This is a genomic window from Streptococcus rifensis (genome assembly GCF_053203525.1).
The window spans coordinates 24,207-40,278 of sequence record NZ_JBRUCW010000007.1 but is presented as its reverse complement, the minus strand read 5'-3'; the positions used below and the strand labels follow the sequence as shown (position 1 = coordinate 40,278).

Annotated in this window: 16 protein-coding genes; 10 read left to right on the top strand and 6 right to left on the bottom strand. The window is 44.4% G+C overall.

Translation table 11 applies throughout. From position 1 onward, the window contains the following. A complete protein-coding gene (locus ACVRYP_RS05485; protein ID WP_447467742.1) occupies positions 1–537 on the top strand; it encodes a 5-formyltetrahydrofolate cyclo-ligase in 537 nt (178 codons plus the stop codon). Beyond that, entirely contained in the window at positions 518–1,192 is a 675-nt protein-coding gene (locus ACVRYP_RS05480) for a rhomboid family intramembrane serine protease (RefSeq protein WP_447467741.1), read from the top strand. The genes ACVRYP_RS05485 and ACVRYP_RS05480 overlap by 20 nt, the downstream gene beginning before the upstream one ends. A gap of 240 nt (positions 1,193–1,432) precedes the next feature. Here the strand turns inward: ACVRYP_RS05480 and galU are convergent, their stop codons facing one another. Continuing rightward, on the bottom strand, positions 1,433–2,350 hold the full coding sequence (galU, locus tag ACVRYP_RS05475; RefSeq protein ID WP_447467740.1) for a UTP--glucose-1-phosphate uridylyltransferase GalU: 918 nt from the start codon (positions 2,348–2,350) through the stop codon (positions 1,433–1,435). A gap of 6 nt (positions 2,351–2,356) precedes the next feature. Continuing rightward, positions 2,357–3,379 (bottom strand): NAD(P)H-dependent glycerol-3-phosphate dehydrogenase, encoded by a 1,023-nt coding sequence (locus ACVRYP_RS05470; protein ID WP_447467739.1) that lies wholly within the window; start codon positions 3,377–3,379, stop codon positions 2,357–2,359. 190 nt (positions 3,380–3,569) lie between these two features. Between ACVRYP_RS05470 and ACVRYP_RS05465 the strand changes: the two genes are divergently transcribed. From ACVRYP_RS05465 to radA, 7 genes are all read left to right on the top strand, one after another. Continuing rightward, positions 3,570–4,019, top strand: a complete 450-nt coding sequence (locus ACVRYP_RS05465) for a MarR family winged helix-turn-helix transcriptional regulator (RefSeq protein ID WP_447467738.1) — start codon at positions 3,570–3,572, stop codon at positions 4,017–4,019. Further along, the gene (locus ACVRYP_RS05460) at positions 4,012–5,718 is read left to right on the top strand and encodes an ABC transporter ATP-binding protein (RefSeq protein ID WP_447467737.1); all 1,707 of its coding nucleotides are present in this window, start codon (positions 4,012–4,014) and stop codon (positions 5,716–5,718) included. Before ACVRYP_RS05465 ends, ACVRYP_RS05460 begins: the two co-directional genes overlap by 8 nt. 1 nt (position 5,719) lies before the next feature. Beyond that, positions 5,720–7,504 carry an ABC transporter ATP-binding protein gene (locus ACVRYP_RS05455; protein ID WP_447467736.1) on the top strand — a complete coding sequence of 595 codons (1,785 nt, stop codon included), beginning with the start codon at positions 5,720–5,722 and terminating at the stop codon, positions 7,502–7,504. A 358-nt stretch (positions 7,505–7,862) separates the two neighbouring features. Further along, on the top strand, positions 7,863–8,885 hold the full coding sequence (locus tag ACVRYP_RS05450) for a DNA glycosylase AlkZ-like family protein (protein WP_447467735.1): 1,023 nt from the start codon (positions 7,863–7,865) through the stop codon (positions 8,883–8,885). 57 nt (positions 8,886–8,942) lie between these two features. Next, entirely contained in the window at positions 8,943–9,386 is a 444-nt protein-coding gene (locus tag ACVRYP_RS05445; protein WP_447467734.1) for a dUTP diphosphatase, read from the top strand. Between the two features lie 7 nt (positions 9,387–9,393). Then, positions 9,394–9,966 (top strand): histidine phosphatase family protein, encoded by a 573-nt coding sequence (locus ACVRYP_RS05440; protein ID WP_447467733.1) that lies wholly within the window; start codon positions 9,394–9,396, stop codon positions 9,964–9,966. Beyond that, positions 9,959–11,320 carry a DNA repair protein RadA gene (radA, locus tag ACVRYP_RS05435; protein ID WP_447467811.1) on the top strand — a complete coding sequence of 454 codons (1,362 nt, stop codon included), beginning with the start codon at positions 9,959–9,961 and terminating at the stop codon, positions 11,318–11,320. Before ACVRYP_RS05440 ends, radA begins: the two co-directional genes overlap by 8 nt. Before the next feature lie 357 nt (positions 11,321–11,677). On the opposite strand, the gene ACVRYP_RS05430 is transcribed toward radA, so the two are convergent. Continuing rightward, positions 11,678–12,502, bottom strand: coding sequence for a formate/nitrite transporter family protein (locus ACVRYP_RS05430; protein ID WP_447467732.1), 825 nt, complete (start codon positions 12,500–12,502; stop codon positions 11,678–11,680). Positions 12,503–12,587: 85 nt separating this feature from the next. Continuing rightward, positions 12,588–13,127: a PadR family transcriptional regulator gene (locus tag ACVRYP_RS05425; RefSeq protein WP_447467731.1), complete on the bottom strand. Its 540-nt coding sequence runs from the start codon at positions 13,125–13,127 to the stop codon at positions 12,588–12,590. A 99-nt stretch (positions 13,128–13,226) separates the two neighbouring features. Here ACVRYP_RS05425 and zupT point away from each other — a divergent pair, with 99 nt between their 5' ends. Next, positions 13,227–14,030 (top strand): zinc transporter ZupT, encoded by an 804-nt coding sequence (gene zupT / locus ACVRYP_RS05420; protein WP_447467810.1) that lies wholly within the window; start codon positions 13,227–13,229, stop codon positions 14,028–14,030. Between the two features lie 169 nt (positions 14,031–14,199). On the opposite strand, the gene dusB is transcribed toward zupT, so the two are convergent. Continuing rightward, positions 14,200–15,171, bottom strand: coding sequence for a tRNA dihydrouridine synthase DusB (gene dusB, locus ACVRYP_RS05415; RefSeq protein ID WP_447467809.1), 972 nt, complete (start codon positions 15,169–15,171; stop codon positions 14,200–14,202). 10 nt (positions 15,172–15,181) lie between these two features. Next, on the bottom strand, positions 15,182–16,054 hold the full coding sequence (gene hslO / locus ACVRYP_RS05410) for an Hsp33 family molecular chaperone HslO (protein ID WP_447467730.1): 873 nt from the start codon (positions 16,052–16,054) through the stop codon (positions 15,182–15,184). Positions 16,055–16,072 lie beyond the last annotated feature (18 nt).

The window sequence follows — 16,072 nt, the reverse complement described above, 5'->3', positions numbered from 1 at the left end:
ATGAAAAGCCGACTGCGTCAGGAAGCTTTAGCAAAACTAAAAGCCTTATCCCCTGACGAAAAAGCGATTAGGGATCGACAACTAGCAAAAGCTTTTTTGGCTAGTTCAGCCTATCAACAGAGCCAAAATCTGGCTCTCTTTTTGGCCATGCCGTTTGAAGTGGATACGGATAACATCATTGAGCAAGCCTTAAAAGATGGGAAACAAGTGCTAGTGCCTAAAACCTATGGCCAGGGAAAAATGATTTTTGTGGTTTACCATCCTAAGCAACTAACTCTTTCTTCTTTTGGAGTCCGTGAGCCCCTGAGTGAGATAGCATTTCCTAAGCATGCCATTGATTTGATCCTAGTACCTGGTCTAGTCTGGAATGGTGCTGGTTATCGCATTGGTTTTGGAGGTGGCTATTATGACCGTTATTTAGCGGATTACAAAGGGCAAACGGTTAGTCTGTGTTATGCCTTTCAATTACAGGCATTTGAGGCAGAGTCCCATGACTTGCCTGTACAGGAGGTTATTTATGAATTGGACATTTGCTAAACGGTACCCGGTGACGACAGCGATATTGGGGCTAACTTGGATTATTTTTCTGACCATGCAACTGTTACGATTCGGGTCAGCTACGACTGCCCAAACGATTTTTGATTTTGGTGGCATGTACGGACGGGCGATAGAGCAAGACCCTAGTCAGCTATGGCGCTTAATAACACCTATTTTTGTCCATATCGGGTGGCAGCATATCCTCCTTAACAGCCTGTCTATTTATTTTTTAGGGCAACAGTTAGAAGGGTTATTTGGATCTCTTAAATTTTCTCTGTTTTACCTCTTGTCTGGTATCATGGGCAATGCTTTGGGTCTATTCCTAACACCTGATACGGTCTCAGCAGGGGCGTCTACCTCTATTTTTGGCCTCTTTGCTTCGCTGGCCATGCTGCGCTATGTGGCTCGTAGTCCCTATATTAGAGTTCTAGGTCAAAATTATATGGGGCTCCTCGTAATCAACCTTGTTTTTGGTTTGTTAACGCCTGGTGTCGGAAATGCCGGCCACATTGGTGGAGCAATTGGCGGAGCTCTTTGCGCCGTCTTTATTCCGATTAGGGGAGAAGAAGGGATTTTCTCCTCAGGGAAGCGCCATCTAGCCTTGCTAACCTACGTGATTCTGGTCCTTGGCATGGTTGCCATCAGGATTCTTTAAAGAGAACAGGGCAACCCACATATAGATTAAAGTAAAGATTATATTAGTTTTTTGATATATTTTGCGAAAATAAAACCTCTTAGAAAGGTCTAACCATGAGACCATTTCTAAGAGGTTATTTAAATGTTAACAATTCTTACTTTATGAAAAATAACATTGAGACTAGGAGACTCAGATAGAACGGATGACTATCAAATCACGTTTAAGCATGTCTAGGTTTTTTCAAAGCTATAAGTCGTCTTAATCGTCAGCTAGATGATCACCTGAGCTGTTTTCTAAGGCCTTCCCTAGCTGAATAATGTAATCACGGAGGTCATCTTTGACTTGGGGATGGTTAAGTCCATATTCGATGGAGGTTTTCATGTAACCATATTTGTCACCAACGTCATAGCGATTTCCTTTGAACTCACGCGCAAACACACGTTGTGTCTTGTTAAGGGTATCAATGGCATCGGTCAATTGAATCTCATTGCCAGCTCCGGGTTCTTGAGTTTCTAGAATAGTAAAAATTTCGGGTGTTAAGAGGTAACGGCCAATAATCGCAAGATTAGATGGTGCTTCTTCTGGAGCAGGTTTTTCAACAAATGTCTCTACAGAATAAAGCCCATTATGCCCTTCACCGATTGGAGCGATAACTCCGTAGGCAGAGACTTCTTCATGGGGAACCTCCATGACAGCGATGGTTGAAGCATGAGTAGACTCAAAATCTTCGATTAACTGCCTGGTTAAGAGCTCCCCTTCACCGTTGATGTTCATCAAATCATCACCTAGCATGACAACAAAAGGTTCATTACCAACGAAGGCCTTAGCCTGAAGCACCGCATCTCCTAAACCACGTGGATGACTTTGGCGAATAAAGTGGAGGTTAATGGCAGTGGTTTCATCGACGAGTTTGAGCAGTTCGGTTTTACCTTTTTGTTCTAAGTTATATTCCAATTCAAAATTGGAATCAAAGTGGTCCTCGATAGAGCGTTTAGCTTTACCCGTAACAACTAGGATGTCTTCAATTCCAGATTTTAGGGCTTCTTCAACGATAAATTGAATCGTTGGCTTATCAACGATAGGCAACATTTCCTTAGCCAGTGCCTTAGTGGCAGGAAGGAAGCGGGTTCCTAGGCCAGCAGCAGGAATAACGGCTTTTCTAACTTTCTTTTCCATATCTATCTAATCCTTTTGCCATTCATTCTCGTGACGAAGCTCTCCAGTCATGGTAGAGAGAATGGCTTCTTTGGTGTCTTTGCCTTCATAAATGACGCTGTAGATGGCTTGAGTGATCGGCATGTAGACGTCTAATTCCTGAGCCAGTTCGTAGGCAACCTTGGTTGTGGAAATCCCTTCAATAACCATGCCCATATTTGCTTCAATATCCTCTAACTTTTCACCGCGTCCAAGCGCATCACCAGCCCGCCAGTTACGGGAGTGTTTAGATGTTCCTGTTACAATCAGATCACCAACCCCTGAAAGGCCACTGTAGGTTAAGGGATTTGCACCCATCTTAACGCCCAACCGCGTAATTTCAGCTAAGCCACGGGCAATGATGGCAGCCTTTGCATTATCGCCATAGCCCATACCATGAAGGGCACCTGCCCCAACAGCAATAATATTTTTGAGGGCACCCGCTGTCTCTACCCCAATCACATCCGTATTGGTATAAAGTCGGAAGTAGCGGTTACTAAAAAGCCCTTGAACGTATTTCGCGGCTGCTTCGTCTTTAGAGGCAGCAGTGATGAGGGTCAAATCCCTCACAATCGTTTCCTCTGCATGGCTAGGTCCAGAAACAACGACAACCTCACTTCTGAGATTTTCTGGGATTTCCTCTTCAAGAACCGTTGAGAGGCGTTCATGTGTGCCAGGTTCTAGTCCTTTTGAAGCGTGCATGACAATGACCTTGTGTTTTAGTGTCTGAGCGACCTGCTTTGCTACTAAGCGTGTGACCTTGGTTGGGACAACAAAGAGGACAGCATCAACACTATCGAGTGCCTCTTCCAAGTCTGTTGTGGCCTTAATTGCATCATCTAAAACAATATCCTTGAAATAGCGGGTATTGGTATGGCGATGGTTGATTTCCTCAATCTGCTCAGGAATATTTCCCCAAAGACAGACCTCGTGACCATTATCATTGAGGACCTGTGAAAGGGCCGTTCCCCAAGAACCTGGACCTAGAATAGCAATCCTTTGTTTTTCCATGTTAACTCCTTAAAAGCTATTTTTTCTATTATATCACAAGCCTTCCTTTTTTCCCATTTTAGATGAATAAAACCCTTTTAATGAACAAGATGCTAGGGACAGAAAAAAATAGTTCAAAAAGAGTTTTTTCTCTTGACAATAGTTCCCATAAGAACTAAAATAGTTCTCATGGAAACTAAAAGGAGAAAAAATGTCTAACCCTCTATCTGATATTCGTGTTTTGATTACACAAATGGAAAGTATCAATGAAGAACTTGCCAAAAAAAATGACGTACAACACCTCTCAGGTCCACAAGGTCATGTCCTGTTGTATCTTAGCAAGCATCGAGGAGATGAGATTTTTGTCAAGGATATCGAGAAAGAGTTAAAAATCTCAAAATCAGTTGCCAGTAATCTCGTCAAGCGTATGGTGAAAAATGGTTTTATTGAAATCATCCCTTCTAAAGTTGACAGAAGATATAAACAAGTTGTTTTAACCAGAGAAGGAGCTGATAAAATTCAGCCACTTAAGACCTTCCATGAAGAGATGATTCAGCAGATTTTTCAAGGCATTTCTTGGGATGATATGAAGGTGGTCTACCAAGTAGTAAATCAATTAAAAGAGAATATTTCGAAATATACAGGAGGAAATCATGCTTAAACAAGCGATTTTACGCTATAAATGGTATGCTTTAGGGTCGATTTTAATGGTCTCGACAGTTGTCATAAGCAGTCTACTACAGCCTAGTTATTTACAAGAAGTCCTACAGGCTGTTATGACAAATGACAAGGAGGCCATTTCAGATGTCGGTGTCTGGCTATTATTGATAGCAGCAGTGGGAATGGTAGCAGGTGCCATTAATACAGCCCTAGCTTCAAAAATTGCTCAAGGGGTATCGGCAGATATTCGGGAAAAAACATTTCGAAAGATTCAAAGTTTTTCCTATGCCAATATTGAACAATTTAATGCTGGAAATCTCGTGGTTAGAATGACCAATGATATCACTCAAATTCAAAACCTGGTCATGATGAGTTTTACCATTCTCATGCGGGTGCCTTTACTCTTTATCGGGGCCTTCTTTATGGCCATTAAAACCCTACCAGAATTGTGGTGGATTATTGTTTTGATGGTTGTCTTAATCGGTGGTGTCATGGCGGTTGTCATGAGCAAGATGGGGCCACGGTTTGGGAAATTCCAAATTCTGATGGACAAGATTAATAGCATCGCCAAGGAAAATTTACGGGGCGTGCGGGTGGTTAAATCCTTTGTCCAAGAAAAAAACCAGTACAAGAAATTCAAGGAAGCCTCAAATGATTTCCTTGAACTCAATCTCTTTGTCGGCTATGGATTTTCCGTTATGCAGCCGCTCTTAATGTTCGTGTCTTACATGGCAGTCTTTGCATCCATCTACTTGGTGTCCACTATGGTCAAGTCCAATCCAGAAGCAATCGGTGGGATTGCCTCTTTTATGAGCTACCTGATGCAGATTATGTTTTCGATTGTCATGGTCAGCTTTATGGGGATGCAGGCCAGTCGGGCTGCTGTTTCCTTGAAACGGATTCAGGAGGTTTTAGAGACCGAACCAGCCATGACTTTTGCGGATGTAGCTGACGAAGACTTAGAAGCTAGCATCGTCTTTGACAAGGTCAGCTTCACCTATCCCAATGACACGGAGCCAACCCTTAAGGACATCTCCTTTGAGATTGCACCTGGTCAGATGGTGGGTGTAGTCGGGGCGACTGGATCAGGGAAATCAACACTGGCTCAGCTGATTCCACGCCTCTTCGACCCACAAGAAGGAAGGGTTTCGATTGGGGGGCGTGACTTGAAAGCAGTCAGCCAAAAAACCCTTCGCCAGACAGTCTCCATCGTCCTTCAAAAAGCCATCCTCTTTTCTGGGACCATTGCGGATAATTTGCGTCAAGGCAAGGCGGATGCCAGTCTTAAAACGCTAGAGCGCGCCGCAGGCATTGCCCAAGCCAAGGAATTTATCGACCGGATGGACAAGACTTACGAGAGTGAAGTGGAAGAGCGGGGGAACAACTTCTCCGGTGGTCAAAAGCAACGGATGTCCATTGCCCGTGGGGTTATTGGCAATCCCAAAGTCTTGGTGCTAGATGACTCAACATCAGCCCTCGATGCCAAATCTGAAAAGCTTGTTCAAGAAGCTCTTAATCATGAGCTGAAAGGGACGACAACAGTTATTATTGCTCAAAAAATCTCATCTGTTGTTAAGGCTGATAAGATTTTAGTCTTGGACAATGGGCGCTTAATTGGTGAGGGAACTCATGCGGAATTGGTAGCTCATAATGCAGTCTATCGTGAAATCTATGAAACTCAGAAAGGAAAGGAGGAGTAAAATGAAGACAGCACGATTCTTTTGGTTTTATTTTAAACGATACAAGGTTTCCTTTGCCGTGATTTTTGTAGCGGTTATTGCTGCCACCTACTTGCAGGTCAAAACGCCTGTGCTCATCGGGCAATCCTTGACAGAGATGGGAAAAATCGGCCAGCAATTTATGGCGGCCAGTCAAGCCGGGGAAACCGGTTTTAAGCCAGACCTGGCAGATTTCAACGCGGTCATGTTGCGCTTGTTCTTGGCCTATCTCTGTACCGTGGTGGCCAACTTGATATACAGCCTCCTCTTTACACGCATCGTGGCCCATTCGACCAACCGGATGCGCAAGGGTCTCTTTGGGAAATTGGAACGCTTGACGGTCCAATTCTTTGACCGCCATAAGGACGGAGATATCCTGTCTCGCTTTACCAGCGACCTGGATAATATTCAAAATGCTTTTAACCAATCCTTGACCCAGGTGGTTTCTAACATCGCTCTTTATATCGGGATGATTTGGATGATGTTCCGTCAGGACACGCGTCTGGCTTGGTTGACCATTGCTTCGACCCCAATCGCTCTTATCTTCTTGGTGGTCATTGTGCGTTTAGCCCGTAAATACAGCAATCGCCAGCAGGCTGCTGTCGGGAAGCTCAATGCCTATATGGATGAAAAGATTTCAGGGCAAAAAGCTATTATCGTTCAAGGTATTCAAGAAGAGACCATCGATGGTTTCTTGGAGCTCAATGACGAAGTACGGGTCGCTACCTTCAAGGGCCGTCTCTTTGGTGGCCTGCTCTTTCCAGTTATGAATGGGATGAGCTTGCTCAACACCGCTATTGTAATTTTTATTGGGTCTTCTATCCTTCTCAATGATTCGAGCATGTCTACGGCGGTTGCTTTGGGTCTCGTTGTTACCTTTGTGCAGTACTCACAGCAATATTACCAACCCTTGATGAATATTGCGTCCAGCTGGGCGGAATTACAATTAGCCTTCACAGGAGCTCACCGGATTCAGGAAATGTTTGATGAGCCAGAAGAGGTAAGACCTGCCAACGCTCCGCTCTTTACTGAGTTAAAAGAGGGTGTCGAGATAAAGAATATTGACTTTGGCTACCTACCTGGTCAAAAGGTTTTAGACAATGTTAGCATTTCAGCCCCTAAAGGCAAGATGATTGCTGTTGTGGGACCAACCGGATCAGGAAAAACCACCATCATGAACCTGATTAACCGTTTTTATGATGTGGATGCAGGGTCTATTCGTTTTGACGGTAAAGATATCCGCGAATATGACTTAGATAGTTTACGTCAAGGTGTAGGGATTGTTTTGCAGGAGTCGGTTCTCTTTTCAGGGACTATTGCGGAAAATATTCGCTTTGGCCTTGAAAACGTCGATCAACATATGATTGAAACAGCAGCGCGTGCCACTCATATTCATGATTTTATCATGAGTTTACCAGATGGCTATGAAACCTATGTGACTGATGATGAAAATGTCTTTTCAACAGGGCAAAAGCAACTTATCTCAATCGCTAGAACACTGCTGACAGATCCTCAAGTCCTCATTCTTGATGAAGCAACTTCAAATGTGGATACGGTCACTGAAAGTAAGATTCAAAAAGCCATGGAAGCTATCGTAGCGGGACGCACCAGCTTTGTAATTGCTCACCGCCTCAAAACCATTCTCAATGCGGATGAAATTATTGTTTTGAAAGATGGGAAAGTCCTCGAACAAGGAGATCACCATGAACTTATCCGCCAAAATGGCTTTTATGCCGAACTCTACTATAATCAGTTTGTTTTTGAATAGAGAAACCACCTCCGGATGGTTTCAGATTGAAGATAAAGTCTCTTTTGAAACTTTCCTTAGGTGATAATGGACGGTAGCGACTCCCTTCGGGATTCCAAACCTAAGTTTTGAACCTAAGGTCTCAAAACTTCCGAGTGCCTGAAACGCAATAGTCTCAGGCACTTTTATCACAGCGGAAAGTTTCGATAATTGCTCGCTTAGCTCGCAAAAAATCAACTCTTTAAATCCTTGGCAGAACTTGATAATGTCCTGTTGACAGAAAACTAGGGTTTGTCTACGTCCTCAAACCACCTTCGGGTGGTTTTTTGCATGCTTTGAATAAGGTTTCTTGTCTCAAGGACTATGGTATAATGGAGGTATGATTAGTAAAGAAGATCTCTTAGCCCAACGATTTTGGAACCAGGGGCTTATTGAGCCCTATAGGGATATCAACCAACTTCTCAAGGATTCCTTGGGTATTCAATCCCAATATTTGAATCATGGTCTCTTTAATATTTTGACACGGCTAAGGGTTAAAAAGTCGGTAGGAGAGACTATGGACGATGCTATTTTAGCTTGGGGGCAACGGCAGACCTACCATTTTTATGATCATGATGCTTGGCTTACCATGACAGCTTATCTTGCTGACACTCCTCGGTGGCCGGATGCTTACTTTGCTGAGAAAGGGATTGATGGGGAAAGGGAGAGTCAGCGGTTATATCAGCTGATTGCTGAAAATCCCTCACGTAACCAACTTCCAGATTCTTATGGCGATGCTTGGTCAGACTTATTTCGTTGGTCTGCTCTTTTTATCTACAATTCCAAACGAGGGCGTCTCTACCAGAAGTGGTTGACAGATGACCGTCTCGTGATTTGGGAGGACAATGGCCATCCTACCTCCCAAATGGTTTATAGAGAGCTGGTAACGGCTTATTTTTCCTTCTATGGCCCTGCGACCTTGGCAGATGCTACTCATTTTTTTGGAGTTAAACAGTCTAAAATTACTGAAACTGATTTATCTCATCTGAACCAGCTAACTTTTGAAGGCCGTCGTTACTATTTTAAAACGTGGAAAGAAGAGGTGACCATTCCAGACGTTTTGGTCTTAGGGAAATTTGATCCTCTATTGGTTTCCTATAAGTATAAGGACCTACTGATTGATCCCGTAGATTACTCGAGTGTCTGGAAGAAGGCTGGGCAGATTTCAGCACTGATTCTCATCAAAGGCCGCCTTAGAGCGACGTGGACGTTTCAGATGAAAGGAAACACTATCGCCTTTAAGGTCCAAGGCAAGCAAAAGATCTCCCAGAAGCATCAAGCGACCATCAGGCGACGGTTTCGGGATTATGCCAAATGGATGGAAAAATCTATCTCATCAATCACATTTAGCTTCGACGATTAGCTGATATTTCCGAATAATATAGTATAATAGAACAAGAAAAAACCAAGGAGAGCCATCATGAAAATCAGAGGATTTGAACTCGTATCGACCTACACCGACGAAAACCTATTGCCAAAACGGGAGACTGCCCATGCTGCGGGGTACGATTTGAGTGCCGCAGAGACCACGGTTCTAGCACCAGGAGAAATCAAGCTAGTACCGACAGGTGTTAAAGCCTACATGCAGGACCGCGAGGTGCTCTATCTTTTTGATCGCTCGTCCAATCCTCGTAAAAAAGGCTTGGTCCTGATCAATTCGGTGGGTGTCATTGATGGCGATTACTACAATAATCCCAACAATGAAGGCCATATCTTCGCCCAAATGAAAAACATTACGGAGGAGCCAGTGACGGTTGAGGCAGGCGAGCGCATTGTCCAAGGCGTCTTTATGCCCTTTTTAGTGGTCGATGGCGATGATGCGACTGGTGAGCGGACCGGTGGCTTTGGTAGCACTGGGGATTAACACTCTCATGGAAATTTTATTTATCCGCCACAGCGAGCCAGATTACAGCATGTTGGACAAGGCCACTCATCCGGAAGCCTACATTGGTTTTGGACGGGATTTAGCCCCCTTAACGGCAAGAGGTCGCACCTTGGCCCAGCAGGCGGCCCAAAGCCCTTCGCTAGATGATGTCGATACCGTGATTTCGTCTTCCATTACGCGGGCCCTTGAGACAGCGACCTATCTGGTTCGTGACCGTCAGCTGGACCTCCTGGTCGAGCCCTTCTTTCATGAATGGCGCCCAGACCTCGATGGCCTCAATTACACGGAGGTTGAGCTGGGGCTAGCCTATCGGCTGTTCATGGACAATGGCGGCGCTTTGGTCGAGAATAGTCCTGTTCGATACGAGACAGGGCAGGAAATCAAGGCCCGTTTTCTAAAGGCCTTGCAAAAATACAAGGCCTATGACAAGGTCGCCATCGTAGCACACGGCATGTTGATTCGCCAGTTTGTCCCTATGGAAACCATCGACTATTGCCAAATGATTCCCTACACCATTGACCTAGAAACCATAGAAATCGAGGACGAGAACCATCGCTAAGAAAAAAACAACCTTTGTCTGTCAAAATTGCGACTACCATTCGCCCAAGTATTTGGGGCGCTGTCCCAACTGTGGGGCTTGGTCTTCCTTTGTCGAAGAAGTCGAAGTGGCAGAAGTCAAAAACGCCCGCGTCAGCCTAACTGGTGAGCAGGCCAAACCCGTCAAACTTAACGAAGTTCAATCCAGCTCTGTGGCAAGGACCCAGACTGATATGGATGAGTTCAACCGTGTGCTTGGTGGAGGTGTAGTGCCAGGTAGCCTCGTCCTGATTGGAGGTGACCCAGGGATTGGAAAATCGACCTTGCTCCTTCAGGTATCGACCCAGCTGGCCAATCTTGGAACGGTCCTTTATGTCAGCGGGGAGGAATCCGCTGAACAAATCAAGTTGCGGGCAGAACGCCTGGGCGACATCAACAATGAATTTTATCTCTTTGCCGAGACCAATATGCAGCGGATTCGGGCAGAGATTGAAAAATTGCAACCTGATTTCCTGATTGTCGACTCAATCCAGACGGTGATGTCACCAGATATTACCAGTATCCAAGGCTCTGTCAGCCAGGTCCGCGAGGTAACGGGCGAGCTTATGCAGCTGGCTAAGACCAACAATATGGCCACCTTTATCGTCGGCCATGTGACCAAGGAAGGAACATTAGCTGGTCCTCGTATGTTGGAACATATGGTGGACACGGTTCTCTACTTTGAAGGGGAGCGCCAGCATACTTTTCGTATCTTGCGGGCAGTCAAAAACCGCTTTGGCTCGACCAATGAAATCGGAATTTTTGAAATGCAATCCCAAGGCTTGGTCGAAGTCCTCAACCCGAGTCAAGTCTTCTTAGAAGAGCGCTTGGACGGGGCGACAGGCTCTGCCATTGTGGTCACCATGGAAGGGACCAGGCCGATTCTGGCAGAAGTGCAGGCCTTGGTGACGCCGACCGTCTTTGGCAATGCCAAGCGGACCACGACCGGCCTTGATTTTAACCGGGCTAGCCTGATTATGGCAGTTCTGGAAAAACGGGCGGGCTTGCTCCTGCAAAACCAGGATGCCTACCTTAAGTCAGCTGGTGGGGTCAAGCTGGATGAGCCAGCTATTGATCTGGCTGTCGCGGTAGCCATTGCATCGAGCTACAAGGACAAGCCGACCAATCCCCAAGATTGTTTTGTCGGAGAAATCGGCCTGACCGGTGAAATACGCCGGGTCAACCGCATCGAGCAACGGATCAATGAAGCTGCAAAACTAGGTTTCACTAAGATCTATGCCCCTAAAAACTCTCTAACTGGCCTCAAAGTTCCAAAAGGCATTGAAGTTATCGGGGTCATGACCCTGGGAGAAGTCCTGAAAAAAGTATTTGGGTAAACTGAAACGCTAGCTTATAGACTAGCGTTTTTTGATGTGCCCAAACAAACTACTTATACTCATCTAAAATCAAAATCTGAACCTTGTTTGTTTAGACAGACGATTGATTTGAAGGCTGCGGTATAAAATGGACTGAGTGCGACTGTGATAAGCTAGAAAATTTATGTATTGTTTAGATTAATGGTGTTTAGGAAGCAAATCTTTAGTGGATTTCATAAAGATTATCAGATTTTGATTTCAGATGAGTATAAAAAGGCCTTGTATCTTTAAAAAATCTGATATAAAAAAACTGAGTAGCCTGGAAATTATTTATGTGTAACCAAAAATCCTCTGAAAATTTTCAGAGGATTTTTAGGATTAGTCGACGTAGACGTCAGATTTTTTATTGAGCCAAGAGTAGGTTAGACCGATCAGGAGACCGCCTCCAACATAGTTCCCTAAGGCTGCAAAGAAGAAGTTGGATAAGACACTTAGGATGGTCATGTTTTCAACAGGCCCACCGTTAGCAAAAAAGGCTAATGGGAAGGAAACGAAGTTAGCGATAACGTGTTCGAATCCGAGAAAGGCGAAAATATAGATGATAAAAATCATGGCCCAAACTTTGGCTGAATCATCTTTCATACGTAAGGTGACAAAGACGGCGGTGTTAACTACAATGTTGGCAAAAATCCCTTCGATGAATTGAGTCATTGGTGACTTAGCTAACTTGAGAGAAACAGCTTCAAAGAGATAGTTGTCAGGCTCCAGATGGCTAAAGGGAGTTGTCAAAGAGAGTAGATAAGAGAAGATAATAGCGCCGATAAAGTTAAAGAGGATACAGGTTCCTAGAATTTTAAGGGCTGTCATGACACGTAATTTCTTACTGTACACGGCACTGGTCATGTACATCATGTTAGAGGTTCCAAGCTCAGCGTTCATATAGACAATCATGACCAAGGACCAACTAAACATAAAGGCATAAAAGAATTTTCCTGAATGAGGAACAATACTGTCAGCGTGACTTGAAATGTAAAAAGCAATCCCGCTTCCTAACGTTAAGAAAAGTGTCGCTAACATTGAGCGGACAGCGTATTTAGCAAAACTGTGTCGCGATAGGTCTTCTTTTTTTTCAATGGATTTTGCGAGATTGCTAATCAGTTCAGAGTTGGTAGTTGAATGGGAATGAGCGTGTAGGCTTGGCATGATGTTCTCCTTGTTTAGAATACATAGATGATTATAGCACAAACTGATAAAAATGCTAGGAAAATCTGAAAGAATACGCTTCCTTCTAATGTTCTAGATAAATAAGAGATTGTTCTAACCACTGTATTTGCCCCTGACAGCGGGCAATGGCTCTGGTCAAAATTAAATAATGGCCATAGTTTTCTTGAATTTTCTCTCGGTCATTAAAGAGCAGAGCTTTGCGGGCCAGAAAGCCAGCTAATTGTTCTTTTAAGATGTCGATTTGGGCTTCAATAAGGAGTGGGATCCTAGGATCACGACTGTCTTTGATAAAGAACATTTTCAGAGAGAAGAGATCCTTTTGTTGGGGGGTGTCATTGGGTTCACTGATCCACTGGTCTAATCGTTCTTGGCCTAGAGATGTGATTTTATAGTAGCGCTCTTTGGCATTGGCAGGGCGATTGTGGACAGTCACCCATTGTTCTTTGACCATTCGCTTGAGCTCTGGGTAGACCTGACTGTGAGCAGCTTTCCAAAAATTACCGATTTCTGTTTTAAATAACTCAGTGATTTGTCGGCCTGTCAGATTGTCTTCATTAGCTAACATCCCCAAAATAATATAGGGTAATATACGCTGTTGTGACATGAGAATGCCTCCTTTCTAGTTATTATATCATATTGTCGTTAAAGCATGCAAAAAGCTATCAAAAACATTTCTAACTTTTGATAAACATGGTAAAATAGAATCATGAATGATATAGTATTAGCCTTTTTTATGACCCTAATTGCTGGACTTAGTACGGGAATAGGAAGTTTGATCGCCTTTGTGGCTAAGGCGACGAACACAAGGTTCTTAGCGGTTAGTCTGGGGTTTTCAGCAGGCGTTATGATTTATGTGTCCTTTATGGAAATTTTACCCAAAGGGCTAGAATTTTTAGTAGAGGAACTGGGAGAACGCTCTGGTAATTGGATGACTGTTCTGGCTTTTTTTGGTGGCATCGGACTGATTGCGATTATCGATCGTCTAATACCGTCAGCAGAAAACCCGCATGAAGTTAGACGAGTTGAAGCAGAGGCGGTACCTGTTGCCAAAAAGGGTGATTTGATGCGTATGGGCTTGATGACAGCCTTAGCCCTAGCCCTCCACAATTTTCCAGAAGGTCTAGCAACCTTTGTTTCAGCTCTGCAAGCTCCCGAGGTTGCCATTCCAATCGTTGTTGCTATTGCAATCCATAATATTCCAGAAGGAATCGCTGTTTCTGTCCCCATATACCAGGCCACTGGATCTCGAAAAAAAGCATTTGCCTATTCCTTTTTATCTGGTTTAGCAGAGCCTATTGGTGCCTTGGTCGGCTGGTTAATTCTGATGCCTTTTATGACCCCAGTTGTTTACGGTGTTGTGTTTGCGGGAATTGCTGGGATTATGGTCTTCATTTCACTCGATGAGCTCTTACCCGCAGCTGAAAAATATGGTGAACATCATTTGGCTATCTATGGTCTCATTACCGGTATGGGAGTGATGGCGATTAGCTTGTTACTTTTTATCTAAATATGAATTAACCACAAAACCCTCGGAAATACTTCCGAGGGTTTTGTGGTTAATAGGTCGCTGAAATAAATCAGCTCTTATATTAGGGAGAATATGAAAAATTTTAGGATACATAAAGTATAACGGAACTTGCTTAAAGTTTCCTTAAAGACTTTAAGAAATGTTGAGATTAAGAAAATTCGATTGTTTTGGGAGCGTAGCCGAGGATGTCATCAACTTCTGCCAAGGTCTCAGCTTTTGCAATTTTACCGCGAAGCTTGGCTGCACCAGATGTGCCGCGCAGATAATGAGGGGCTAGTCCACGGAATTCCCGCACCGCCACATGTTCGCCTTTGAGAGCGATAAGACGCTTCAAATGTTCATAAGCTATCTTCATCTTGTCTTCGAAGACTAAATCAGGAAGCTCTTCTCCAGTTTCTAAGTAGTGGTTAATCTGCGTAAAGATATAAGGATTAGCCATGGCGGAGCGACCAATCATTACCGCATCTGTGCCGAGTTCTTCGATCATGAAGCGGGCATCTTGGACCGTTTTGATATCGCCGTTTCCGATGAAAGGAATCTTAGTGATGGCTCTAGCAACGCGAGCAATCGTTTCGTGGTCACAGTGCCCTGTATACATCTGCTCACGGGTCCTTCCGTGCATGGCAAGAGCCGAAACACCTGCTGCTTCAGCAGCTAAGGCATTTTCGACAGCGAGACTGCTATCAGCCCAACCGGTTCGCATTTTGACGGTTAGGGGAATGTCGAGGTGGGAAGTTACTGTTTTGACGATGTGATAGATTTTATCTGGATCGCGGAGCCATTTGGCACCAGCTTCGTTTTTAACGACCTTGTTGACAGGACAACCCATATTGATATCAAGGATATTAGCGCGGGTATTTTCCTGGATGAAGATCGCTGCGCGTGCGAGCGAATCAGCGTCGCCTCCAAACAGTTGGATCGACATAGGGGCTTCGTTCTCATCGATATGGAGCATGTGAAGAGTCTTTTCATTGTTGTAAAGAATCCCTTTTTCTGAGATCATTTCCATGACCACAAGACCAGCTCCCATCTCCTTAGCGATGGTTCGAAAGGCAGAGTTAGTGACCCCAGCCATGGGAGCTAGGACCGTACGATTGGGGATTTCAACATCGCCAATCATAAAGGGTGTGTTAAGGTTTTTCAAGGATGAGTCCCTCCAAATCTTCTGAATTAAACTGGTAAGCCGTCTGGCAGAATTGGCAAATGATTTCGGCACCCTGATCCTCGTCTCGCATGCTTTCAAGGTCTGCTTTAGGCAGGCTAGCCAATGCTCCTAAGAACCGTTCACGACTGCAATCACAGCTAAAGCTGAGGGGGCTTTCTTCGAGACACTTGTAATCGTCATCACCATAAATAGCAGAGAGAAGGGCTTCGATATGGTCCTCAGACGCTAAAAGGCTTGAGATAGCAGGCATGTCTTGGAGGCGTTTTTCAAAGCGGGCAATGTCTGCGTCCTTAGCATCTGGCAAGACCTGCACCAAAAAGCCACCTGCGACTTGGACTTGATCGTTGCTATCTAATAGGACATTGAGCCCGACAGCAGACGGTGTTTGTTGGCTATCGGTTAAGAAATAAGCCAGGTCTTCTCCGATTTCCCCAGTGACGATAGGTGTCATAGAGGTGTAGGGTTGACCTGTACCGTAGTCAACGATGACTAAAAATTGGCCTTGTCCGACAAAGGGACCAACGACGACTTCGCCAGTTGCGGTCTTCTTAATGTCTACGCCAGTGTTTTGCACATATCCCTTGACCTTACCAGTGGTATCAGCGACTGAGATAATAGCACCAAGAGAATTATTGCCTAGGACTTTGACAGTGACCTTAGTATCTCCTTTTTCATTGGCTGCCAAAATCTGGTTGGCAATTAAGGCACGTCCAAGGGCAACAGTCGATGAACTCTGGGTTTTATGAAAAGCTTGAGCCTGTTTAACGGTTTCTGTACTGTCTAGCACATAGGCGCGAAAAGCACCATTGCTAGAAATGGTTTTAATGATTTTATCCATAATGATTATTGTAACACA